The organism is Sphingopyxis sp. 2PD, assembly GCF_005503695.1.
GTDB lineage: Bacteria > Pseudomonadota > Alphaproteobacteria > Sphingomonadales > Sphingomonadaceae > Sphingopyxis.
On the sequence record NZ_SCMU01000001.1, the window covers coordinates 39,091 to 63,213 of the forward strand.

Genomic DNA, 24,123 nt, shown 5'->3' on the forward strand with positions numbered 1-24,123 from the left:
TTATCGTCCCAGTTGCGCAGAGCTATCCGCAGCGTTGAGCGGCAGCACCAATCCCGAGATCAATCCGGCCAGTTCCATCTGGCGGTGAACCCCCAGCTTCGCGCGGACGCGCTTCAAATAGGTGCGCGCGGTTTCCTCTGACAGGCCGCACCCTTCGGCCGCGTTGCACAGGCTGCTCGATTTCAGGAAATGCCCCAGAAACCGCTGCTCGGACGGGAGCAAGCCGAGCGCTTCGAGCAGCGAGGTCGGTGCATCGACCTTGCCCGGCCCCATGATGATGACCATGGCGCAGCGCGTCATGCTGTCCCCGGTGCGCGATTTGGCCGAGATGACATAGGCGAGGCGCCATTCGCCATCGCGGCAATCGAGCCGGAAAACATCTTCTACCGGCGCATCGGGCGCCGCGGTGGCGGCGCGGCGGATGCTCTCGCGCAGCTGCTTGGCCTGTGCCGGATCGGCGGCGACGATCGCGCCGTCCGCGGCGCGGATCAGCCATTTTCTTTGTTCAACCAGTCCGGTCGCGGCACTGTTCAGGAACAAGGGCTGCGCGTCGGCCGACAACAGCGCCATCGCCATCGATACCCGGTCGAACATTCCCTCCAGCATGGCGGAACGCTGCGACTGCTGCGCCAGCTGCGCCACGCCGGTCGCCGATTCGGCGAGCAGCGGCGCGATCAGTTGCAGCGATGCGGCATCGCGATCGCCGAAATGTTCCCCGCCGCCCTCGCGAAAGAACAGCGCGCGAATGACTTTGCCCTCGCGCTTCATCTGGATCGCGATGCCATTGTGGAGCGGACTGTCGGCGTCGGCATCGACGGGGCCGTTCGTCGCACCGAAGAGGGCGCCCGAGAATTGGAAATGATGCACCGGCTGCTCACCGATCCGCACCCAGACGTCTTCCACCATCGCCAGCAGGCGCCGGGTGGCGGCGGCGTTGCCGCGCACCTGATCAAAGCCGATCAAAAACGCGTGGCGTTGATGCCCGACGCCCGGCAAGGTGACGGTCAAAATCGCCGATGCGACATCAAATTGTGCCAGATAATCGTGCCAAAGCCGCCGGGTGTTCGCGGCGACATCGACCGACAGCGGATGGTCCGCCATGACGTCATGGTTTTCGCTTTCCGACACCCCCTCGAACAAATGGGCATCGTCGCGGATTGATTCTGCATACTGCGTCGAAAATTCCATTGTCGCAGACATTATGGCCCCCAAAAAACATCGTCCCCGAAGCAAGGCTCAACCTCGCAACGGGCGTTTCACGCGCGACCATGATGTCTGACGCAATGCTCTGGTTACGGGCCAGAATGCACGCGCCCACCGGGATTGCCTGAAGCCTTTTTTTCCCGGCGTTGGCTGTCGATTGATGCGAATCTCTCGATAGCGTCGCCTGCCATGACGGATGCTGGCGACGAGCTTTGTCTATTTCGATTCGGCGGATTGAGTCTATTACCCCCTCGGACATATCCGTTAGAGTAGTTTCCCGTTCCGCCACCGCACATTACTCTTTGGTAACTACACAAAAGAGGGGTCGGCACTCGAATCTGTGATGATTCAGGAGGGGTGACGTGCGGAAATCATGGACTTTTTGGGCGAGCGCCCTTGGCGCGCCGGCCGCCGTCGCGGCGTTCGCGATTGCCGCGACTCCGCTGCTGGCGCAATCGGCGTCGCCCGCCGCCGCGCCGGCGAGCACGATGGCCGCGCTCGCGCGTCAGATCGTCATCTCCAACCCCGAAATCGCGGCGCAGCGCCATCAGGTCCGGGTGGCTGCGGCGCGACTCCAGGCGGCAGAGGCAGGCTATCTGCCAACCATCGAAGCGAACGGTACGGTCCAACGGCGCGAGATCGACATCAAGAACGGGAGCAGCACGAACGACGCGCGATATACCGCCGGACAGGCGGGGATCGAGGCACGGCTCCGCTTCTACGACGGCGACCGCACGTATAACGGCGTCAAAATCGCCAAGGCCGAACTGGAAGCGACGAGCGCGGGGCTGGATGCGATCACGTCAGACATCCTGCTGGAGCTGCTGACCAGCGCCGCGGACGTCCAGCTCAATCGCAAGATCCTGCAATTCACCGAAGCACAGACCGAAGCGATCGGGGAGCAGCTACGCGCGACGTCGCGTCGGCTGGAATTTGGCGAAGCCACCCGCACCGATGAGGAACTCGCGCGCGCGCGGCTCGCGACCTCGCAAGCCGGGGTGCTTGCCGCAACCGAAGAATTGGGCGTGAACGGACATCGGTTTCGCAATGTCAGCGGCCAGTCGGGAACGATGGTTCCGCCGCTGCCGCCGCTCGCGCCGGTTCCTTCGTCACTTGCCGCTGCTCAAAAGATTGCGCAGGACGCCGCGCCGCGGCTCCGCGCGGCGCGGCTGAATGCCCAGGCGGGCAAGTCGGCGGTGCATTTTGCGACCGGCGCCTTGCTGCCCCAGCTCGATGCCGTGACCGGCTATGATTATCTGACCGGCGGCGCGACGAACACTTTCACAGGCAAATATCCCGACGATCGTTCTTCGCTCTATTATGGGCTCGAACTGCGCGTGCCGATCTTCCTCCCGCGCGACCATGCCGAGGTGCGCCGCGCCCGTGCAGTCCGCGATCAACGCCTCTCGCAAACCGATATGGCAGTGCGAACGGTAGCCGAGGAGGTGGCGAGCGCCTGGACCCGCTGGCAATCGGCAAAGAGCACGATCGCGGCGGCTGAAACGGCAGTGGCCGCTACGCAGGAAGCGGCAGAGGGCATCAAGAAGGAAGCGGTCGGCGGCAATCGCACCCTGACCGACGTGCTCAACGCGCAGAATGAACTTTTGAACGCCCGCGTGACCCTCGAGCGCGCGCATCGCAACGAATTCGTCGCCCGCGCAAGCTTGCTCGCGGCGACCGGTCAGCTCAACGCCCAGGCGATTCTCGATGGCCGCTGCTGCGGCGCCGACACGAGCGAGCGCCCGACGATGTCCGCGCTCGGCCGACCTCGCATGACCGAGGTTGGCAAGGCGGTTGTCGATCCCGCAACGGCGCCTCGCCCGCAAATGTCATCGCTGGGCCAGACGGCCGATCGCACCCCCGCCGACGCGGCTGCGCCCGCAGGCAGTTCGGGGCGTCCCGCCAGCTCTGCGCTCGGCCGCAAACTTAACTAGCAAGCAAGTTTTCTTTCTGGACTGTTCTGTTTCGGCCATCGCCGAAACGTCGGAAATCCGCGCATTTTCGAAAGCTGGATGCTTCTATGCGCCGTCGACCTGCCCCAAAATGAACCACTTCATAAAATTATCCGCCATGTCCCCAAGCAGGAATGTCCGGTCCCCCTGCCCCGCCATATCCCATTGTCATGGCCTCGAGTTTTCGGGGTCATTGGGGGGATGAGCAAGCCGAGTCGGCGACCACGCATCCCTTGCGACCCATGAAAGAAGAGGATAGCGAAATGCCTACAGTAGGACCTTCTAGCGCACCGAATAGCGCAAAGCTGCCCACCTCGCGCGGGCAAGTACTGGGAACCAATGCGGTCGATTTCATCGATCTGAACGCGATCACCTCGACTGCTGCGCTGCCGTACAACGCACGCGGTAACGGCGGGGCGGACACCGTCTATGGCAACAACTTCGACAACGATCTTTATGGCGATGCAGGCGACGACAATGTCATCGGCCGCAGCGGCAACGATCGCGTCGATGGCGGCACCGGCAACGACACGCTGATCGGTGACCAGGCGTCGTTCGTCGTCGTCGGCCCCGGCAACGTCGTCTATACCGGCGATGACAATGGCGGCGCGGACGGCAACGACACGCTGCTCGGCGGTGCCGGCAACGACACGGCCTGGGGCGGCGGAGGAAACGACTTCATCCGCGGCGACGCCGGCAACGACACGCTCAACGGCCAATCGGGCGATGACCGTATCGAAGGTAGTGCTGGCGATGACGTCATCGACGGCGGCTCGGGCAACGACAATCTGTTCGGTGGCACGGAAACCGACGTAATCGTCGGCGGCACTGGCGACGACTATATCGAAGGTGGCACCAACTCCAACGGCATCGACAACATCAACGGCGGCGACGGCAATGATGTCATCTTTGGCGACAATGGCGTGGGCCGCAAGGCTGACGGCGATTTTGCTTATAACCAGAGCAATTATAATCGCGGCAATGGCCATGCCGACAGCATCTTTGCCGGAGCGGGCGACGACCAGGTCTTTGGCCAGGGCGGAAACGACTTCATCGACGGCTGGGAAGGCGACGACCTTCTGTGGGGTGACGACGGCGACGACGTCATTCTGGGCTGGACCGGCAGCGACGCACTTGACGGCGGCGAAGGTAACGACACCCTCGTTGGCGAACAAGGTGACGACGAACTGAGCGGCGACGCTGGCAACGACATCATTCGCGGCGGTGCCGGCTTTGACTTTGTTCAGGGCGGTGCCGACGACGATGACATCGCTGGCGGCGACGACGACGATACGCTGAACGGCAATGACGGCGACGATCTGGTCCACGGCGACGCGGGCAATGATCTGATCTGGGGCCAGAGCGGCGATGACGAGCTGTATGGCGACGACGGCGACGACGTGATCCGCGGCAACGGGGATCCCTTCTTCGATCCGCTCGACCCGACGAACACCGATGCCGACTTCATCTCGGGCGGCAACGGCAACGACACCATCAACGGTGACGAAGGCAACGACGTTCTCCAAGGCAATGACGGCGATGACCTGATTGCTGGCGACGCTGGCAATGACAACATTGATGGCGGCGATGGCGACGACAATCTGTCGGGCAATGACGGAGCAGACGTCGTCGCGGGCGGCGCCGGCGATGACGTCATTCAGGGCAACAACGGCGCCGACAATCTGTCGGGCAACGACGGTGATGACCTGATCTATGGTGGCGCCGGCAACGATGTCGTCAATGGCAATGACGGCGATGACCAGCTTGCTGGTGACGCCGGCAACGACAACATGTCGGGCGGCGCCGGTGACGACATCATGTATGGTGACACGCTGTACGAAAACCTGGGCAACCCGGGCGGCGGCAACGACACCATGTCGGGTGGCGACGGCAACGACTATATGTCGGGCGGCTTCGGCAACGACGTGATGAACGGCGATGACGGCGACGACAGCATCCGGGGCGACACCGGCAATGACACCATCAACGGTGGCCTTGGCGATGACAATCTGGAAGGTGAACAAGGCAACGACACCATCACTGGTGGCGAAGGCGACGACCATATGTCGGGCGGCGCGGGCAAGGATCTGTTCCTGTTCGACTCGACCGACGCTTCGCCGGGCTTTGGCAATGATGTCATCGGTGCGCCGTTCAGCCTGGGATCGGGCCGCGACTTCAACCTCGCGAACCGCGACACCTTGGTGTTCGATGTCGATGCCGGATTTGACCCTGCCAATGATGCTTTCGTCATCACCGGCGACTGGGACGGTCAAGGCGACGCGCTCGACGTGTATGTCTTCACCGCAGCCGGTTCGGTGCTGATCGAAGATTTCTGGGAAGGCGCTTCGGCTCCGATCGCGGCGCTCGCTGCACTCGGTGCCTATGACTCGGTTGCCGCGCTCAACGCGTACAGCCAGGGTAACGCGTCCTACGACATGATCACGTTCGTCTGAGGACAAGGCTTCGTACGGGGAGCCACTCCTCGACGGACCTCTGCTAACTGGAGGGCAGGCCGCGGCCTGCCCTCCTTTTTATGTTCCGGAGCCAGGATATTTTGCCGGCGCTGCAACCAAATAGCAGCTCGCCGGTGGCCAATTTTTGAAATGTCCCCATCAGGGAATGGCAGGAAACCGCGCTTTCCGCCAATTTTGACACAAGGATGACGGGCAAGAATCATCCGGACGATGCCTGCTTTAGCCAAGCAGGTCTGCAGAGATTGGGTGTAGTAAAAGTAAGAATCCTGCCGACGACCCGGGGGCAATATCGCCCCACGACAATTGGCAGATTTTATCGTTCGGCCAGCTCCCGCTGGCTAGCCGTGTCCGCCGCCACGCCCCCTGGCGGCGGCCGGCGTCGAAATTCCATCGATCGTCACTTTTGCGCCGCGAACGCCTGTCCGCAACAAGAGCCCGACCATGATGCATGCGTCCCACCTCTCCTTCGCGCTGGCAATCGCTGCGTTGCAGGCTCCGCCGCCGGACAGCGCCCCTGCCCTTGGTTTTCCGGTCGAGTGTGTCGTCGGCGAAACCTGCCTGATCCAGAAACTGGTCGACCATGACCCGGGACCGGGTCGCCGCGACTATCGCTGCGGGCTGCTGACGACGAACGGGCATGATGGGGTGGATATTCGTTTGCGCACCATGGCCGACATGCGCACCGGCTTTGCGGTCGTCGCCGCAGCGCCGGGAACGGTGCTGCGGACGCGCGATGGCGAACCCGACCGCAGCGTCGAGGATCGGGCCGTCCTGGATGGCAAGGATGCGGGCAACGCCGTCGTGATCGACCATGGCGACGGCTGGCAGACGCAATATAGCCACCTGCGCCAGGGCAGCATCAGCGCTCGTCCCGGGCAGCGCGTCGGCAGCGGTGAGCGGATTGGGCTGATCGGCCTATCGGGCAACAGCGAGTTTCCGCATCTGCATTTCACTGTTCGTCATCGCGGCGAGGCCGTCGATCCGTTCGTTGGCGGCGCGACCCCCGCCCCCTGCAACGTCGAAGCCCGCCCGGCGGGTCTCTGGACAGCGGCGGCGGCGCGTTCGCTTGGCTACACGCCCACGGCGGTGATCGCAGGCGGCCTCGCCTCCACCGTCCCGCCCAAGGCCGTTGCCGAGCGCGACCCGCCGCCGGGGCTGGGCGGGCGGCAGGCGCCGCTGATCCTGTGGGTGGATACGATCGGCGCGCGTGCCGGCGACCGTCAGCACTTCTCGATCGCCGGACCCGACGGGCAAATCGTTCATGACCAGCAATCGCTGGTCGAAGGCGGCGGGCTCAGTTGGTTTGCCTATAGTGGCAAACGTGCCCCACCGACGGGATGGCCGGGGGGCCGCTATACCGGACGATATCTGCTAAAACGCGGCGGCGCGACGATCGCGACGATCGAAACGTCAGAAACGATAAAATAAGGTTAAATTAACAACGAAAACAAGACTCAGTTTTTTCCAGAAAAACGCAAATTATTGGTTTATGTGACGATTTATATGTTCGTGATAATTGAATATGGTATCAAACATGCATGACATATGAAAGGCATCATATTCAATTTGTGACAGTTACGATTGACAAATTTACGAATAATAGGAATTTTAACGAAAAATTAACTCGTAAGATAGTGTTATTATACAAAGGTATAGGTGCCCATACCGAAAATTGCCATTGCAGAATCACCCCCCGAGGTTTGTATTTCAGGGGTCAGTGACAAGGCACGGGCACAGGTCGCCAAAGAGAACCCAGCACGATCACAAGAGCTTGCATTGCTGCTCTGCGCGACATCCGGCGCGGAAATGCAGTGCCGTTCGCCCGTTTCCGCAGCGGCCCCGTACAGGTCGCTGCCGCATGACCAGCGAACATCGAGGTGCAGGGGGCATTAGGCGATGGAATTGAAGCGGAATGACCAGGTCGGCGAAATCGCCACCATAGCACGCGCCATTCCGCCCGGTGCGACCCCCATCCTGCCTGTCGACGGCGTCATCCAGTTGCCGCCCGGAACACGGCTCGACGCGATCAAGCTGTCGGGCAACGACTTGCTGGTCACCCTGCCCGACGGGCAAGTGCTGGTGATCGTCGATGGCGCGCTGCGCATCCCGCAGATCAAGGTCGGCCCGATCAATATCCCGGCGCCCACCGTCGCGGCGCTGATCGCCGATCAGGAACCCGAACCCGCCGCTGGCCGTCCGCAAAGTTCGGGCGGCAATTTCGCCCAGACGCCGGGCGACATTGGCGACCCCTTTGCGCTCGGCAACCTGCTGCCGCCAACAGAGTTTGGCTTTCCGAAAATTCTCGACCTTGAAGTCATTCCGAACGCACCGGACGACAAGCCCAAGATCCTGATCACCACGCCCGACCAGCAGGTCGGCGTCACCGCCGCGACCGCCGTGGTCTCTGAAGCGGCCTTGGCCGCGCGCGGCGCGGAACCCGCCGGGACAGACCCCGCATCACCGCGCGAATCGACCAGCGGCACGATCCAGATCACGGCGCTCGACCAACCGGTCGTCGTTGCGGTGAATGGCACCGTCGTCACCACGGTCGGACAGGTCATTACGACCCCGCTGGGCCAAGTGACCATCACCAGCATCACCCCGGGACTGATCGGCTACAGCTACACGCTGACCGACAACAGCACCAACCCGACCGCCACCGAAATCGTGACGATCACCGTTACCGACAAAGACGGCGACATCGGTACCGCAACGCTGACGCTGACCATCGAAGACGATGCGCCGATTGCGCGCGCCGACATCGACGACACATTGCCGGGCAGCAACGCACCGCAGGGCGGCAATGTCATCACCGGTGCCGGTACCGCCACGGGCGCGGCGGGTGCCGATTCGCCTGGCGCCGACGGCGCGCTGGTCACCGGCGTGCGCAGCGCCGCCGCCACCGATTTCAGCCCGACCGGGACGCCCGTGCAAGGCCAATATGGCCGGCTGGTGATCGCCCCCGACGGCACCTATGCCTATGTCCGGTCGGCGGGAACGCCGGGCGGCGTCGAAGATGTCTTCACCTATCGGCTGACCGACGGCGACGGCGATGTCACGACCGCGACGCTGACGATCCGGATCGGCGACAGCGCGCCCAGCCTGATCCTGCCCGGTGCAGGCGACGACGGCACCTTTGTCGACGAGGCCGGCCTGCCCGAACGCGACGGGGAAAGCCCCGGCTCGCGGGAGGGTGACGGTTCCGATTTCACGTCGGGGGTGATCCAGTTTGCAGCGGGTGACGGGCCCGCGACCATCACCATCAATGGCGTTGCGATTACCGAAGAGGGCCAGGAAATCGAGCTGGCCAACGGCACCTTCTACATCATCGCGATCAACCCCGACTCGATCGAATATTTCTTCTGGCTGACCGACAACACGATCGGCGACAATATGTCGCAATTGATCACCGTCGGCATCACCGACCTGGACGGCGATACCGTATCGGCGAGTTTCGAGATCGACATCATCGACGATGTTCCCGAAGCCGTCGCCGATTTCGACAGCATCCCTGCGGGTACCTTTGGCCCCGCCACCGGCAATGTCATCACCGACGCCGAAAATGACGGCGGACGCGACTTCCCCGGTGCCGACGGCGCAACCGTGTCGTCGGTTTCGGGCAGCGGCGACCCCGTCGCCGCAGGAACCCCCGTCGCAGGGCTGTACGGTGTCCTGACGCTGAACAGCGATGGCAGCTACAGCTATGTGCGCAATCCCGGCACCCCGGGCGGCGTTTTCGACACCTTTACCTATCGGCTGACCGACGGCGATGGTGATACGTCGACCGCGACGCTGCGGATCGCCATCGGCGATGGCGGCGTCACCCTGTCGCTTCCGACGGGCAACGACGATGGCCAGCAGGTGTCCGAAGCGGGCCTGCCGACCGGATCGGCGCCGGGCAGCGGCGGCGACACCACCGCAGGGTCGATCACCTTTGCCGCGACCGATGGCGTCAGCACGGTGCGGATCAATGGCGAGACGATTACGGCGGTCGGCCAGACGATCGCGGGCGAGTTCGGCACGCTCACCATCACCGGCATAACGGCGACCTCGATCGAGTATAGCTACACATTGACCGAGGTGACCAGCGGCGACGATGTCATGGAGAATTTCGGCGTCGTGGTCACCGACCTCGACGGCGACGCCGCCAGCGGTACGCTGAGCATCGTGGTCGAGGATGACGTCCCGACCGCGATCGACGATCTGGACTCGCTGCAATCGGGCATCACCAGCACCGCTGACGGGAATGTCCTGACGGGCATTGGCGGCGTCGATGCCAACGACAGCGACGGTGAAGCCGATGTCGAGGGTGCGGACGGCGCCAGCGTTACCGCCATCGCATTCGGCGGCGAAAGCGGCGACATCAATGGCTTTACCTTTGGCGCCTATGGCACGCTGCAGATCGCGGCGGACGGCAGCTATCTCTACACGCTCGACCCCGAGAACCCGGACGTTGCCGGACTCGACGGTGACGACGAGCTGACCGAGACGTTCGAATATGTGATCACCGACGCCGACGGCGACGAAGCGACCGCCACGCTGACCGTGATCATCCGCGGCCGCGACGACATCGTGACGATCAACGGATTGAACCCCGATGGCGCCGAAGCCACGGTGTCGGAAGCCAACCTGGCCGACGGGTCGGCGCCCGACAGCGACGCGCTGCTCCAGCTCGGCAGCTTTACCTTCAGCGCCGCCGATGGCGTCGCCGCGATCACGCTGGCGGGCGAGACGATCGTCGCGGGGCTGGTGATCACCACCGACCTGGGCATCCTGACGATCACCGATTTCGAACCGGTGTTCGATGCGGCGGGCGATGTCGTCGGCGGGACGATCAGCTACAGCTATGAACTCATCGACAACAGCCTGTTGCACAGCGGCCCGACCGACGCCGCGCTGACCGAAAGCTTTGCGATCGAGATCACCGACAGCGATGGCACTGTCGCGGCGGCAACGCTCGACGTCCTGATCCAGGACGACAATCCGGCAGCGGAAGCTGACGAGGGCGACGTCGGTGAAGGCCAGACGCTGGAAGTCGATGCGGCAAGCGGGCTGCTCGCCAACGACATTCCGGGTGCCGATGGCGGCGAAATCCTGGGCGTGCGCGCGGCGGGTGACAATCTGTCGGCGCCAGCGATCAGTGGGGTCGGCGCGGTCATCGTTGGTCTGTACGGCCAACTGACGGTCGCCGCCGATGGCAGCTACGTCTATGTCGCCAATGCGAACATCGTCCCGCCCGACGGCGCCGAGGATGTGTTTGTCTATACGCTGGTCGATGGCGACGGCGACCGATCGACGACGACACTGACCATTCGCCTGAGCGACGCCGGTCTGTCCGCCGAGGCGGTCCAGTTGCAGGTCAACGAAGCCGCGCTTGCCACCGGCAGCAATCCGGACAGCGATGCGGAAACGGTGTTGGGCGATCTCAACGACAATGTCGCGGGGGGCACTGGTCCGCTGGAATTCAGCCTGGTCGGCAATGGCGTGGGTACGCATGGTACCTTCACGCTCAATCCCGATGGCACCTATTTCTACACACTGACCAGCACGGTGGACGGGGTGACCGCGAACAATGGCACCAACCTTGTCGCCGCGGTCGAAGCCTTCACCTATAATGTCACCGACGCATTCGGGAACGTCACCCAGAATGTCATCGTCATCGACGTGATCGACGATGTCCCGGTCGCGCGGTCGGCCCCGTCGATTACCGTCGCCGAAGACGCGCCGGCGATCACGGGCAATCTGCTGACCAACGATACGCAGGGCGCCGATGGGGCAACGGTGACGTCGGTGACGATCGGCAGCACCGTCGTGGCGGTCGCTGCAACCGGCATTACCAGTTTCACCAACGCCAACGGCACCTACACCTTCCAGGCCAACGGCGCCTGGAGCTTTGATCCCGAGCCGCAGGTCAGCGTGTTCCCGATCCACGCCGATTTCACTTACACGATCACCGACGGTGACGGCGACCAGTCGTCGGCGGTGCAGCAAATCCGCCTTGCCGACGGCAGCCTGCCGACCGCGAGCGGCCCGATCCTACTGACCGTCGACGACCAGCATCTCGAAAGCGGTTCGACGCCGTCGCCGATGCAGCCGGTCACGTCGAGCGGCAACATCGTGTTCACACCGGGGTCCGATGCCATCGCATCGATCGGCTTTGGCGACATTTCGACACTCGACGGTGGGCTCAGCTGGACGCTGGAATCCGACAACCAGATCATCGGCTGGGACGCCGACGAGAATCCGGTGGTCGTGATCGACCTCAGCCTGTCGGGCAATGTCGCGACGGTGAGCGTCACGCTGCAATATAATTACGATCTGCATCCCGACACGACGATCGACGATCTGGTCGATCTGGGATCGATCGAGGTGGTGGCGACCGACGCCGACGGCGATCAGGTCGCGGGTACGGTCAATATTTCGGTATCGGACGACGTGCCGTCGATTACGGCCTTGTCGCCGACCGCAGGGCTGCTGACGGTCGATGAAACCAACCTCGCGATGAATGCGACTGCCAATTTCGCTAGCCTGTTCAACATCGTAATCGGTGCCGATCAGGACGGCAGCAGCGTCAGCTATACCTTCGAGGTCACAACGGCCACCGGGCTAGTCGACGTCGCCACCGGGTCGAAGATCATCCTGCAGGCGATCGGCAACGTCGTCGAGGGACGGCTGCAGGATTCGCCGTCGACGGTCGCGTTCCGGCTGACCGTCGCCTCCAACGGACAGGCAACGCTCGACCAGATCCGCGCCATCCGTCACCCCGATGCCACCAACCCCGACGATCCGGTAACCTTGTCGCCGACAATCATCCGGCTGACCGCGACGGTGACCGACGGCGACGGTGACCAGGCGTCGGCACTGGTCGCGATCGGCAGCACGCTGGTGTTCAGGGACGACGGCCCGTCGATCGACGCGACCAACGCCGATACCAACAGCATTACCTTGACGACGCAGGATGCCGATACGCGCGGCAGCGCGTTCGACGTCGCGACCGCCAATTTTTCGGCGGCCTTTTCGACTTCACTGGTCAATTTCGGCGCCGATGGTCCCGCGGATGCGGGCGCGGTCACCTGGACCTATTCCCTTGCGCTGGGCTCGGCGGCCGCGACCTCCGCCCTGACCAGCAACGGCGTGCCGGTCACGCTGGCCCTTGTCTCCGGCGAGATCGTCGGCAGCGCGGCCGGCACGCCCATTTTCTCCATCGCGGTGAACGCCGCCACCGGCGTCGTCACGCTGACCCAATTTGCCGAGATCGACCATCCGTTGCCGGGTTCGGCCAGTAACTATGCCGCCCAGCTCGTCGAGCTGGCGGCCAATCTGGTCGAGCTTCGCGGCACCGCGACGATCGTCGATCGCGACGGCGACAGCGTGTCGGACACCGTTGCCGTCGATCTGGGCGGGAATATCCGCTTTGCCGACGACGGCCCATCGATCACCGCTGGCGGCACAGGATCGACGCTGACCGTCGACGAAAGCGACTTTGCGACCAATGCGACGGTCAATCTGTCGGGGCTGTTTAACGCAACCACCGATTTCGGTGCCGATGGTCCGGGTTTTGTCACCTATGAATTGGGTGTCACCGCCGGAGCGAGCGGCCTCATCGACTCGCTCACCGGCGAGCCGGTTATCCTGTCGATCGAGGGCGGCGTGATCTTTGGCCGCACATCGACGCACGAGGTGTTCCGCATCTCGGTGGCCCCGGGCGGCCTGGTCACCTTTGACCAGTCGCGCGCGATCCTGCACACGCCCGACAGCGGTCCCGATCAGACGAAATTCCTCTCGGGAAGCAATCTGATCACGCTCACCGCCATCGCGACCGACGGCGACGGCGACACGGCGCGCGCGACGGCCGACATTACCGGGCAGTTCGCGATCCGCGACGATGCCCCGCAGGCGGTGCACGACGAGGACAATGTGTCGCGCGACGGCGAGATTTTTGCCGACGGCAATGTGCTGACCGGCATCGGCGGCACCGATGTCAACGGCATGGACGGATCGCCCGACAATGGTGGGGCCGATGGCGGACTGATCGTGATCGGCGTCGCATTCGGGGCGACGACGGGAACAATCGGCGCTGCCCTCGCGGGTGACTATGGTTCGATCGTGATCGCCGCCGATGGCAGCTATCGTTACGATCTCGACCCCAATGACCCGGCGGTCATCGCGCTCAATTCCAGCGAGACGCTGACCGATACGTTCCAGTACACGGTGCGCGACGCCGACGGCGACACGTCGATCGCGACGATCACCATCTCGATCACCGGCGCCAATGATTTCCCGATCGCGCGTGCCGATACCAATTGGGTGCTCGACGGCGTCAGCGGTTCGGACCCCAGCGCGTCGGGCAATGTGCTGCAGGACATAGCGCATCCCGGCGCGCCGTTTGGCAGCTTTGCCGACGTTGCCGACAACGACCCCGATCTGGAGGCGATCACCGTTACCTCGGCGGGCACCTATGTCGGGCTGTACGGTACGCTCGTCATCAATGGCGACGGCAGCTACACCTATACGCTCGACGAGGACAAACCGGTAGTCAACGCGCTCGACAGCGGCCAGACGCTGACCGAAAGCTTTGCCTATACGATCAGCGACGGATCGCTCTCGGTCGGATCGACGCTGACGATCACGGTGTTCGGCACCAACGACGCGCCGACGATCGGCACCGCCATCGCCCGCGTGTCGGAAGAAGGCCTGCCGAACGGGCTGCCCGACACGGCGCCGAATGCAACGCTCGACACGACCAACAGCACGACCTTCAGCGGCACGCTGGCGATCGGTGACGCCGACGCGGGCGAGACATTGACCGCGACGCTCGGCAACCCCGGCGCGGTCCTGACCGCAGGCGGCGTCCCGGTCACCTGGGCCGGGATCAGCACCGGAACCCTGATCGGTTCGGTCGGCGGATCGGAGGTCATCCGCGTCACGCTCGCGTCGAACGGCGCCTACACCGTCACGCTGTCGCGCGCCGTCGATCACCCGACCGTTGCGCTGGAAGACCTTAAGGACTTCTTCGTCCCGGTGTCGGTGTCCGACGGCACGACGACGACGACCAACGCATCGGCGATCCAGATCGTGATCGAGGATGATGCGCCGACCGCCACCGGCGAAACCGGATCGTCGTCGCAGCCGATGCAGGATGTGAACACGCTCTTCATCCTCGATTTCAGCGACAGCATCGACGACAGCGAATTGAACATCATGCTGGAGGCCGTCCAGGGTGCGCTCGCGCAGCTGGATAGCGCGGCATCGGGGGCGCTCACGATCAAGTTCGTGATCTTCTCGTCGGGCTCCTTCGCCTCGGAAGCTTTCTCGACGGCCGCCGAAGCGAACGCCTACCTCGACTCGCTCAACCCGACTGCGGGCGGCGAACGCCCGTCGCAGGACGACATCGGGTTCAACACCAACTACACCGGCGCGATCCAGACCGCGCTGGCCAACTTCAGCGCCATCCCCGGCGCAAGCAACCAGGTGTTTTTCCTGAGCGACGGCAACCCGAACCAGCAAACGCAGTTCGGGGGCATCCCGCCAATGGTCACCAACTCTCTGACTGCCGCGACCGCGACGGCCTGGAACAATTTCGTCGACAACAACAATGTCAACGTCACCGCGATCGGCATCGACAACAATCCGTTGCAACCGCTCAACATCCAGCGGCTGCGCGACGTCGACCTGAACGCAGCGCCGAACAACGAGCCGATCCTGGTCGACGATTTCGAAGATCTGGTGGCGACCTTGCTGTCGGTGATCGTCCCGTCGGCGGTGTCGGGCGATCTCGACGCGAATGATTTCTTTGGCGCCGATGGCGGACGCCTGCTGTCGATCACCATCGGTTCGACCACCTATACCTGGGATGGCGCGTCAAGCATCGCGGTGTCGAGCGGCGGCAGCATTGCCGGAACGACGCTGAATGCGATCGCCACGCCGATGGGCGGAACGCTCACGCTGAACTTCGCGACGGGCCAGTATAATTACCAGCCGCCGAGCCCGATCACAGTGACCGCGACCGAAGTGTTCAACTATGTCATCACCGACCGCGATGGTGACACCGCGACCGCGAACCTGTCGGTGACCATCACCGCGCTCGCACCGCCGATCGCGGTCGATCTGGACGGCGACGGGGTCGAGTTCGTGTCGAACGCCGCCGGGGTCAGCTTTGACTATAATGGCGACGGCTTCGCCGAAACCACCGCCTGGGTCGGCGCCGACGACGGCCTGCTGGCGATCGACAAAAATGGCGATGGCAAGGTCAACAACGGCACCGAACTGGTGTTCGGCGGCGCGGGCCTGTCCGATCTGCAAGGTCTTGCCGCCGTCTATGACAGCAATGGCGATGGCAAGCTCGACGCTGCCGACGCCGATTTCGCAAAATTCGGGATCTGGCAGGATGCCAACAGCAACGGCGTGACCGACGCCGGCGAATTCCGCTCGTTGATCAGCGAAGGCATCATCAGCATTTCGCTGACCTCCGACGGAAAGGCCTATACCGCCGCCGACGGACAGGTGCAGGTCAAGGGTGAAGCGCTCTACACCCGCGCCGACGGCACCACGGGCAAGCTTGCCGACGCGGCTTTCGCCACCAATTTTGCCGACCAGCAACGGATCGCCGCGACCAATGGCGCCGCGGGCGTGTCGACCGCGATGCTGGTGGCCGGGCTGGCGGCAGCGACACCGCTGGCGGCCCGTCCCCCCGCGACGCCCGACGGCGACAACGCCGTTGCGAACCAGCAGGTCGGGGTATCGAGCGAAGCCGCCGCGCAATCGGATGCCCTGCCCGCTGCCAAGGCCGACGGACTGGTCCACGAATATTTCTCCGGCCCGGCGACCGCTCGCATCGAGCCTGAAAATACCCAGCGGCAGATGGATGAGGATGATCGCCGCGAAGCGCAGAGCGACCCCGCCGACAGCGCGGCGCCCGACCCAAGCTATTCGGAGCTGCTTGCCGGGACCGAGGTCGACCTGCCGCCCGAACCCGCAACGGCAACCGCCGCGAGCGACCAGATGCAGATGGCGCTGCCGCCGCAGGCCGTCGCCGACCCCGCCGCCGCGCAGCTCGACACCATCGTCGCCGCCGCGCTGGAAGGACCGCAAGTCGAACTCGACGCGCTGCTCGGTCCGGCGACGCCAGCCGAACCGGTGCTGGCCCGCATCATGCTGGGCGACGGCGGAACGATCGGCGGGATCGGCGGGATCAGCGACAGCGTATCGGGCCATTCGTTCATCGCCGACCTCGCGCAGCAGCATGTCGTGGTGCAGCTCGAACAAATGGCGTCGGCCGGACACGCCTGAAACACCGCCGGAAAGGCCGAACATTACGAAACACCGGCGCAGGTGAAAGATCACGCAGAAGGATCTTCGACTTCGACCGGATAAAAGCAGGGGACTGAAAATGCCGAAACTTCGTACCGCAGCCTTGTTGCTCACCGCCGTCGCGCTCGTTGCTACGCACGATGCCGGCTGGACCCAGCGGATCGAACTGAAAACCGCGGTGGAAACCGCGGTCCAGACCAACCCCGAGATCAATCAGGCGGTCGAGAACAAGACCGCGATCGAGTTTGAGCGCGAACAGGCGCAGCGGCTGTTCGCCCCGCGCATCTCGGTTGAAGGGTCGGTCGGTATTCGGCGTCTCGAGAACAGCACCCGCCGCGCACTCGGTATCGCCGACAACGAGCTCTATCCGATGGAGGGTTCGCTGAGCGTCGAACAAACGCTGTTCGACGGCGGCGTTCGGCGCAACGAGGTGCGGCGCCAGGCCGCACGGACCGACGGCGCCGCGTTCCGCGTCGAGGAGCGCTCGCAGTTCATCGCGCTCCAGGTCACGCGCCAATATCTCGACTATCTTTTGCAGCAGCGGATCGTCGCGGCGTCCGAAGACAATATCGATTTCCACAGCAAGCTGGTCACCGACCTGCGCGAAGGCGTCGCCAAGGGATCGCTGAGCATCGCCGACCAGCAGCAGGCCGAGGAGCGCCAGCAAGCCGCCCGGGCGCGGGTGACCGAAGCCAATCTCGACCTCGTCAACACCTCGGCCTCGTTCCGCACCCTGACCGGGCTCGATCTGGTCGACGGCGCCGCATTGCCGCCCTCGCTTGCGGGTAGCATTCCGGCGACGCTCGAGGATGCGCTGGCCCGCGCCCGCGAGCGCAACCCGCGCGTGCGCGAAGCGCAGGCGGACCTCGACGCCGCCCATTCGCTCGTTCGGAAGGCGAAGGCCGAAATGTCGCCGACGCTGGCGCTGGAAGGCAATGCACGGATCGGCGACGACATCGACGGCTTCCGCGGCGAGACCAATGACCTGCGCGCCGGACTCGTGCTGCGCTGGGACATTTTCAACGGCGGCCTCAAACGGTCGAAGGTGCAGGAGATGCACCGGCGCGAAAAGGAAGCGCGTTATCGGATGGATCAGATGATCCGCGAAGCCGAAGAGGATGTGCGCGTCGCGTGGAACACCTGGGACGCACAGGGCAAGCTGGTGAAGGAGTTGGAAGAGCAGAGCCGGGTTTCGGACGAATTGCTGCGCTCGTATCGCGCCCAGTTCAACGTCGGGCGTCGCTCGCTGCTCGACGTGCTCGACGCACAAAACACCCGCTACAACGTCCAGGTTCGCACCGAGACGGCAAAATTCGCGCAATTCTATTCCGAATTCAAACTGCTTGCCGCGCTCAACGACCTGCTCGCGGCAATGGATGTCCAGCCGCCTGCCGCGGCCGCGGCGACCGCGCGCGAACGCTTCAAGGTCGGGCCGACCCCGGAAATGAATCCTGAAGCGATGCGGGATCCCACATGAACTATCCGGCCGACGCCCGCGGGGCGCGGCGGTCGCGCCAGCCCTCCCCCGCCACGGGTTTTGAAGCATGGCGCAGCACCCCGGCGCAGGGCGACGAATTGCTCGATGCCGTGGCGGCCATCGCGGCGCTATTCGAACGTCCCTTCTCTGACCTGCGCGTCAAAAAGGGGCTCGCGCTCGACGACGACGGCCTGGTGCCGCTCGATCAGCTCGATCACGCCCTCGACGCCGTTGGCCTCCGCTGCCACCTGGTGCGGCGGCCACTTGCGGCGTGGAATGCGCAGGACGTTCCCGCCATCCTGCTGCTGGACGAAGAACGACCGCTGGTCCTGACCGCGATGGACGATGACAGCTGCTGGGTGCGCTTGCCGGGTGCGCGCAGCGACCTGCAAATCGATCGCCGCCTGCTCGACGCCGCCTATTCGGGACAGGGCGTCATCGTCCGCCACGACCCCGCCAGCGAAACGGCGCGCGAACGTCCGTGGGATGAAGCCACGAAACAGCATTGGTTCTGGAGCGAGGTGTGGAAGGAGCGCAGCCAATATGGCTATGTGATGTTCGCATCGCTGCTGATCAATCTGCTCGCCTTTGCGATGCCGTTGTTCACGATGAATGTGTACGACCGCATCATTCCCAACAAGGCGGCGGCCAGCCTCTGGATGTTGGCGCTGGGTGCGCTGTTCGCGATCGCGGTCGAATATGGGCTGCGGCTGGCACGCACCGGGCTGATCGACGAGGTCGGGCGCGGCATCGACGCGCGGCTGTCGCAGCGGCTGCTCGACAAGGTGCTGAACCTGCCGCTGGCGACCCAGCGCGGCAGCACCGGCGCGCTCGCGCGGCGGGTGACCGACTATGAACAGGTTCGCGATTTTTTTGCCTCGACCACCGTCGTGCTGATCACCGACATCCTGTTCCTTGCGGTGTTCGTCGCGCTGATCGCGGTGCTTGGCGGCTGGCTGGCGGTGATCCCGATCGTCGCGATGGCCGTCATGCTCGCGATGGGCTGGGTTTTGCAGCGCCGGATGAGCGCTGCGGTCGCCGACGCACAGGTCGACGCCAGCATGTTGCAGACAACGCTCGTCGAAACGATCGGCAGCCTCGAAACCGTCAAGGCGTGCCGTGCCGAGGGCCGGATGCTCGGCAAATGGCGGCGGCTGTCGGCATCCAATGCCTATACGCAGGAAGAAATGCGCAAGCTGACCGCGACCGCGGTCAACCTCGCAACGCTGTGCCAGCAGGCGACCGGTGTCGCGCTGATCATCGGCGGTTTCTACCTGTTCAATGCCGGCAGCATTTCGATGGGGGCGATCATCGCAATCGTGATGCTGGCCAGCCGTTCGCTCGCCCCGGTCGGGCAGCTCGCCTTTCTGATGACGCGCGGACGGCAGGCGTTTGTCACGCTGAACAGCCTGCAACAGCTGATGGATCAGGATGACGAGCGCGACAAGGGCAGCCGTTCGATCACTCCCGAGATCCGTGATGGGCGGCTACAGCTCGACCATGTCAGCTTTCGCTATCCCGATACCGAACGGGAATCGCTCGCCGATGTCAGCCTGGTCATCGAGCCCGGCGAACGGGTCGGCCTGATCGGCCGTGTCGCGTCGGGCAAATCGACGCTCGGCCGCGTGCTGTGCGGCCTGTATGATCCCACCAGCGGCAGCTACCGGATCGACGGGCTGGAAAGCCGCCAATATGATCCGCACGACTTGCGCTCGACGCTGCGTTTCGTCGGCCAGGATGCCGAGCTGTTCAGCGGGACGGTGCGCGAAAATCTGATGGTCGGTGCCAGCGATGCCGACGACGCGGCCATCATCGACGCGGTTCGCCGGTCGGGTGCCGACGAATTTCTGGGCCGCGACACGGCGGGATTCGATTTTCATATCGGCGAACGCGGGGCGCGCCTGTCGGGCGGGCAACGCAGCTTTCTGGTCCTCGCCCGGGCGCTTATGACCCCGGCGCATCTGTTGTTCCTCGATGAGCCGACCGGCGCGATGGACAGCCAGACCGAAAAGCATTTCGTCGACCGGCTGCACGCGGCGATCCCGTCGACGCAGACACTGGTCATCGCGACGCACCGGATGACGGTGCTCGGCTTGGTCGACCGGCTGATCGTCATGGACAACAGTCGGATCGTCGCCGACGGGCCGCGCGACGAAATCCTTGCCCAGCGAGCCGCATCATGACCGCCGCGACCGCCCGGCGATATGGCACGGTCGCCCAGGACGACAACCGTCGCACCATCATGTGGCTGGTCATCATGGCAGTGGTCGTCACCCTGCTGACGTCGCGGACGATGTGGGCGCATGTGGCCGACTTCGTGGGTGGCGACGTTCCCGAAACCGGCTACAGCCGCCCCGACGCGCCGGTGATCACCGATCCCGAAATGGTGCGGCTTATCAAGCTGACCGAAGATCCTGCGGCAACGCCGGTCCAGGCACCCGAAACGGCGATGACGCGCAATCAGGCAATACCTTTCTCCACCGGCCCGGTGGCGTCGGCGCGGCCGTTCCACCCGGTGACGGTCGATCAAAGGGCGGCGCTGACGGCGCTGCGCTGCCTGACCCAGGCGGTCTATTTCGAGGCGGCTTACGAACCGATTGCCGGGCGGCGGGCGGTGGCGCAGGTCGTCATCAACCGTGCGCTGCACCCTGCTTTTCCGAAATCGATCTGCGGCGTCGTCTATCAGGGCGTCAATCGCCCGGTGTGCCAGTTCAGCTTCACCTGCGACGGGTCGCTCAATCGGCGTCCGAACCCGGCGAAATGGCAAGAGGCCGAGGATGTCGCGCGCGCCGCGCTCGCGGGCTATGTCGAACCTTCGGTCGGTCATGCGACGCACTATCACGCCAATTATGTGTCGCCCTATTGGGCGCCGAAGCTGGTCAAGATCGCGCAGCTGGGTGCGCATATCTTTTATCGCTGGCCCGGCAAATGGGGCACGCCGGGGGCGTTTTCGGGTCGCTACAGCGGCGTCGAAGCGATCCCGACGATCCTCGCGCGCAGCGCGGTGGTGCGGCAGCGCGATGGCGGCGACGGGCAAGGCCTGATCCAGGCATCGTCGGGCAATACGCTGGAAGCCCTGCAGGATCGCCGCGCCGACAACGACGCCGGTGGTCGGCTCGACCCGTCGCTCGGCTGGGAACTGGCGATCCCCGAACCCGAAGAAACTAGCCGCGCCTCGCGCATGATGGCGCGCCAGCAAGGCGGCGAGTTTGACGTCGCCACAAAGGAGAGCGGAAAATGATCAGATCGCGGCCCTATGTCGGCACGCGCCGGATCATCCTGGCGTCCGGGGTCGGGATGTTCGTCTTCGTCAGCTGGGCCAGCTTTGCGCAGGTCGATGAAGTCACTCGCGGTCAGGGGCGGGTTATCCCGTCAAGCAAGGCGCAGATCGTCCAGTCCGCCGAACCGGCAACGATTTTGGACATTGTCGTGCGATCGGGGCAAGCGGTTCGCAAGGGCCAGTTGCTAGTCCGCCTTGATGACACCGAATCCTCATCGCAGCTCGGCCAGATCGAAGCCGAAAACCGCTCGCTGGCAGCGCGTGCGGCGCGGCTGGGACGCGAAGGCAATGGCGGGGCGGCGGCCGACTGCATCCCGAACGCGAGCGGCGTCAGGCCCGCCGAATGCAGCCAGGAAGCCGATTTGCAATCGGTGCGCGCCGCGACCCAGCGCAGTCGCCGGATGGCGCTGAACGCTGCGGTCGAGCAGCGACGCCGCGATTATGGCGAGGCGCAGGCGACGATCGCATCGCTCCGGTCCAGCCTGTCGCTGGCGCAGAATCAGGTCGACCTGCTGGCGCCGCTCGCCGCCAAATCGATCGTCCCGCAGACCGAGCTGCTCAATGCCCAGCGTGAGGTGACCGAGGTGCGCGGCAAGCTCGCCGCCGCCGAACAGGCCGCGTCGCGCGCTGCCGCGGCGATCAGCGAAGCGCAGGCGCAGGTTTCCGCCGCCGGGTTGGAGTTCCGCCAGGAGGCGCTCGACGAGCGCAATCAGATCGTCGCCAAGATGGCGGTCAATTCGGAATCGCTGCGCGGAGCCGCGGGCCGCCAGCAGCGCAGCGAGATCCGCTCGCCCGCCAACGGCATCGTCAACGACGTTCAGGTCACCACGGTGGGCGGCTTCGTGCAGGCGGGGCAAAAGATCATGCAGGTCGTCCCGGTCGGCGACAAATTGCTGGTCGAAGCGCGCGTCGCACCGCGTGACATCGCTTTCATCAAGGTCAACGACCGCGCCAATGTAAAGGTCACCGCCTATGATTTCGCGGTCTATGGCGGCCTGTCGGGGCGCGTCGTGCAGATTTCGCCCGACAGCCTGTACGACGAAGCCACCAAGGAAGCCTATTTCACCGTCGTGGTCGAAACCGATGTCGCCTATCTGAAAAATGGCCGTCGCCAGTTACCGATCACGCCGGGGATGGTGTGCGACGTCGAGGTGCTGACGGGCAAGAAGAGCATCTTGAGCTATTTGTTCAAGCCGTTCCTGCGCGCGCGGTCGGAAGCATTTACCGAACGCTGAGCGTGCTGGAGGCGGTCAAGAATAGGGGCGCTGCGGCCATTGCCGCAGCGCCCCTTTGCATGTCGGCGCGGTGGCGGGCCGCGTCAGGCAGCGCGTCCGGCCAACGGCGGCGGCCTAATCGGAGCGCGAACGGGCCTTACCTCGCGGAGATTTAGCTGTACCGGCTCCCCCAGGCCATTCTTGACCCCCCAGGTTGCCGCTTGGGTGCGGTTCTCCACCCCCAACTTGCGCAGGATCGCCTTGACGTGAACCTTGACGGTGGCTTCGCAGATGCCGAATTGCCGGGCGATCACCTTGTTGGCCATCCCGGCCATGATGCTTTCAAGGATTTCGATCTCGCGGTCGGACAGCCCCACCGATGCCGCGCTGCTTTTCCAGTCGCCGCCAAGCGCGGCGGGCACCCAGCTGGTCAGATTGTTCACCAGCTGCGACGGAAAGACCTTTTCGCCCAGAGCCACCAGCTTGATCGATTCGACCAGCGGTGCGCACAGAATTTCCTTGATGATCACGGCATCGACGCCAATCTGAAACGCTTCGACCACATCTTCAAAGTCATAATGGTCGAACAGCAACGCCAAGCGCGCATGATCTTTTTTCACGACGAGCCGACGACAGGCATCAAGGCCATATCCGGTATCGCCGCCATCGACGACGATGACGTGGCAATCGACGTCGTCCGCAATCCGTCCCTGCGGGTCGAACAACGCCGAAGCATCGGACACCGATGCCTGTATTTGAAAGCTTTCGCCGGAAAGGATGTTGCGTAACCCTTCCCTCGCGATTTCATATTTCGCTAGAAGCGAAATCTTGATCAACTGCGACATTTCCGCCTCCCCTGAACTCTCAGTCAAGGCGACCCAACTTGTCTGGACTTCGGTCTAAACCCCAAATTCCCTTTGATCTTCATCGCGGCGGACCCCTCCCCACGTTGAATATGTTAACCTTTTAGTTTGGTTATCCAATAACTACCCTAAAGGTTATACAACTAAATGACAGAATCTACGAGGATTTTGATACATACCCACAAAGAGGTATGGGCGATTCCGGCGGCGCCAGCGGGAGATCGCCCCTCGTCGACGACCGAGCGTGCTTAATCGCATCAAATGCAGCACTTTAAGTGTGCATCCCGGAATCGCAGATTTGCTAGCCTTTCGGGTGATGCCTGCTGCCCGGCCCGGCCAAAATTTGGCCG

10 protein-coding genes are annotated in these 24,123 nt (G+C 63.9%); 8 read left to right on the plus strand and 2 right to left on the minus strand.

Annotation, left to right across the window (positions count from 1 at the left end; translation table 11 throughout):
• Positions 1–1,200, minus strand: coding sequence for a helix-turn-helix transcriptional regulator (locus FFS18_RS00180; protein ID WP_137869259.1), 1,200 nt, complete (start codon positions 1,198–1,200; stop codon positions 1–3).
• A gap of 365 nt (positions 1,201–1,565) precedes the next feature.
• Between FFS18_RS00180 and FFS18_RS00185 the strand changes: the two genes are divergently transcribed.
• From FFS18_RS00185 to FFS18_RS00220, 8 genes are all read left to right on the plus strand, one after another.
• The gene (locus tag FFS18_RS00185; protein ID WP_137869260.1) at positions 1,566–3,137 is read left to right on the plus strand and encodes a TolC family protein; all 1,572 of its coding nucleotides are present in this window, start codon (positions 1,566–1,568) and stop codon (positions 3,135–3,137) included.
• Between the two features lie 281 nt (positions 3,138–3,418).
• Positions 3,419–5,608, plus strand: coding sequence for a calcium-binding protein (locus tag FFS18_RS00190; RefSeq protein ID WP_171005170.1), 2,190 nt, complete (start codon positions 3,419–3,421; stop codon positions 5,606–5,608).
• A 462-nt stretch (positions 5,609–6,070) separates the two neighbouring features.
• Positions 6,071–7,057 carry a M23 family metallopeptidase gene (locus FFS18_RS00195; RefSeq protein ID WP_137869262.1) on the plus strand — a complete coding sequence of 329 codons (987 nt, stop codon included), beginning with the start codon at positions 6,071–6,073 and terminating at the stop codon, positions 7,055–7,057.
• 474 nt (positions 7,058–7,531) lie between these two features.
• Positions 7,532–16,918, plus strand: a complete 9,387-nt coding sequence (locus FFS18_RS00200; RefSeq protein WP_137869263.1) for a DUF5801 repeats-in-toxin domain-containing protein — start codon at positions 7,532–7,534, stop codon at positions 16,916–16,918.
• A 100-nt stretch (positions 16,919–17,018) separates the two neighbouring features.
• A complete protein-coding gene (locus FFS18_RS00205) occupies positions 17,019–18,416 on the plus strand; it encodes a TolC family outer membrane protein (protein WP_120216692.1) in 1,398 nt (465 codons plus the stop codon).
• Complete coding sequence (locus FFS18_RS00210; RefSeq protein ID WP_137869264.1) at positions 18,413–20,599, plus strand: type I secretion system permease/ATPase; 2,187 nt, start codon at positions 18,413–18,415, stop codon at positions 20,597–20,599. Before FFS18_RS00205 ends, FFS18_RS00210 begins: the two co-directional genes overlap by 4 nt.
• Complete coding sequence (locus FFS18_RS00215; protein WP_137869265.1) at positions 20,596–21,657, plus strand: cell wall hydrolase; 1,062 nt, start codon at positions 20,596–20,598, stop codon at positions 21,655–21,657. Before FFS18_RS00210 ends, FFS18_RS00215 begins: the two co-directional genes overlap by 4 nt.
• Complete coding sequence (locus tag FFS18_RS00220) at positions 21,654–22,931, plus strand: HlyD family type I secretion periplasmic adaptor subunit (protein ID WP_137869266.1); 1,278 nt, start codon at positions 21,654–21,656, stop codon at positions 22,929–22,931. The genes FFS18_RS00215 and FFS18_RS00220 overlap by 4 nt, the downstream gene beginning before the upstream one ends.
• Before the next feature lie 83 nt (positions 22,932–23,014).
• Here FFS18_RS00220 and FFS18_RS00225 read toward each other — a convergent pair whose 3' ends face one another.
• Entirely contained in the window at positions 23,015–23,755 is a 741-nt protein-coding gene (locus FFS18_RS00225; RefSeq protein WP_137869267.1) for a LuxR C-terminal-related transcriptional regulator, read from the minus strand.
• Positions 23,756–24,123: the final 368 nt, after the last annotated feature.

Excerpts from the sequence above, each read along its gene's own strand:
- FFS18_RS00180 (WP_137869259.1), bottom strand. The coding sequence starts at position 1,200 with ATGTCTGCGACAATGGAATTTTCGACGCAGTATGCAGAATCAATCCGC.
- FFS18_RS00190 (WP_171005170.1), top strand. The coding sequence starts at position 3,419 with ATGCCTACAGTAGGACCTTCTAGCGCACCGAATAGCGCAAAGCTGCCC.
- FFS18_RS00195 (WP_137869262.1), top strand. The coding sequence starts at position 6,071 with ATGATGCATGCGTCCCACCTCTCCTTCGCGCTGGCAATCGCTGCGTTG.
- FFS18_RS00205 (WP_120216692.1), top strand. The coding sequence starts at position 17,019 with ATGCCGAAACTTCGTACCGCAGCCTTGTTGCTCACCGCCGTCGCGCTC.
- FFS18_RS00210 (WP_137869264.1), top strand. The coding sequence starts at position 18,413 with ATGAACTATCCGGCCGACGCCCGCGGGGCGCGGCGGTCGCGCCAGCCC.
- FFS18_RS00215 (WP_137869265.1), top strand. The coding sequence starts at position 20,596 with ATGACCGCCGCGACCGCCCGGCGATATGGCACGGTCGCCCAGGACGAC.
- FFS18_RS00220 (WP_137869266.1), top strand. The coding sequence starts at position 21,654 with ATGATCAGATCGCGGCCCTATGTCGGCACGCGCCGGATCATCCTGGCG.
- FFS18_RS00225 (WP_137869267.1), bottom strand. The coding sequence starts at position 23,755 with ATGTCGCAGTTGATCAAGATTTCGCTTCTAGCGAAATATGAAATCGCG.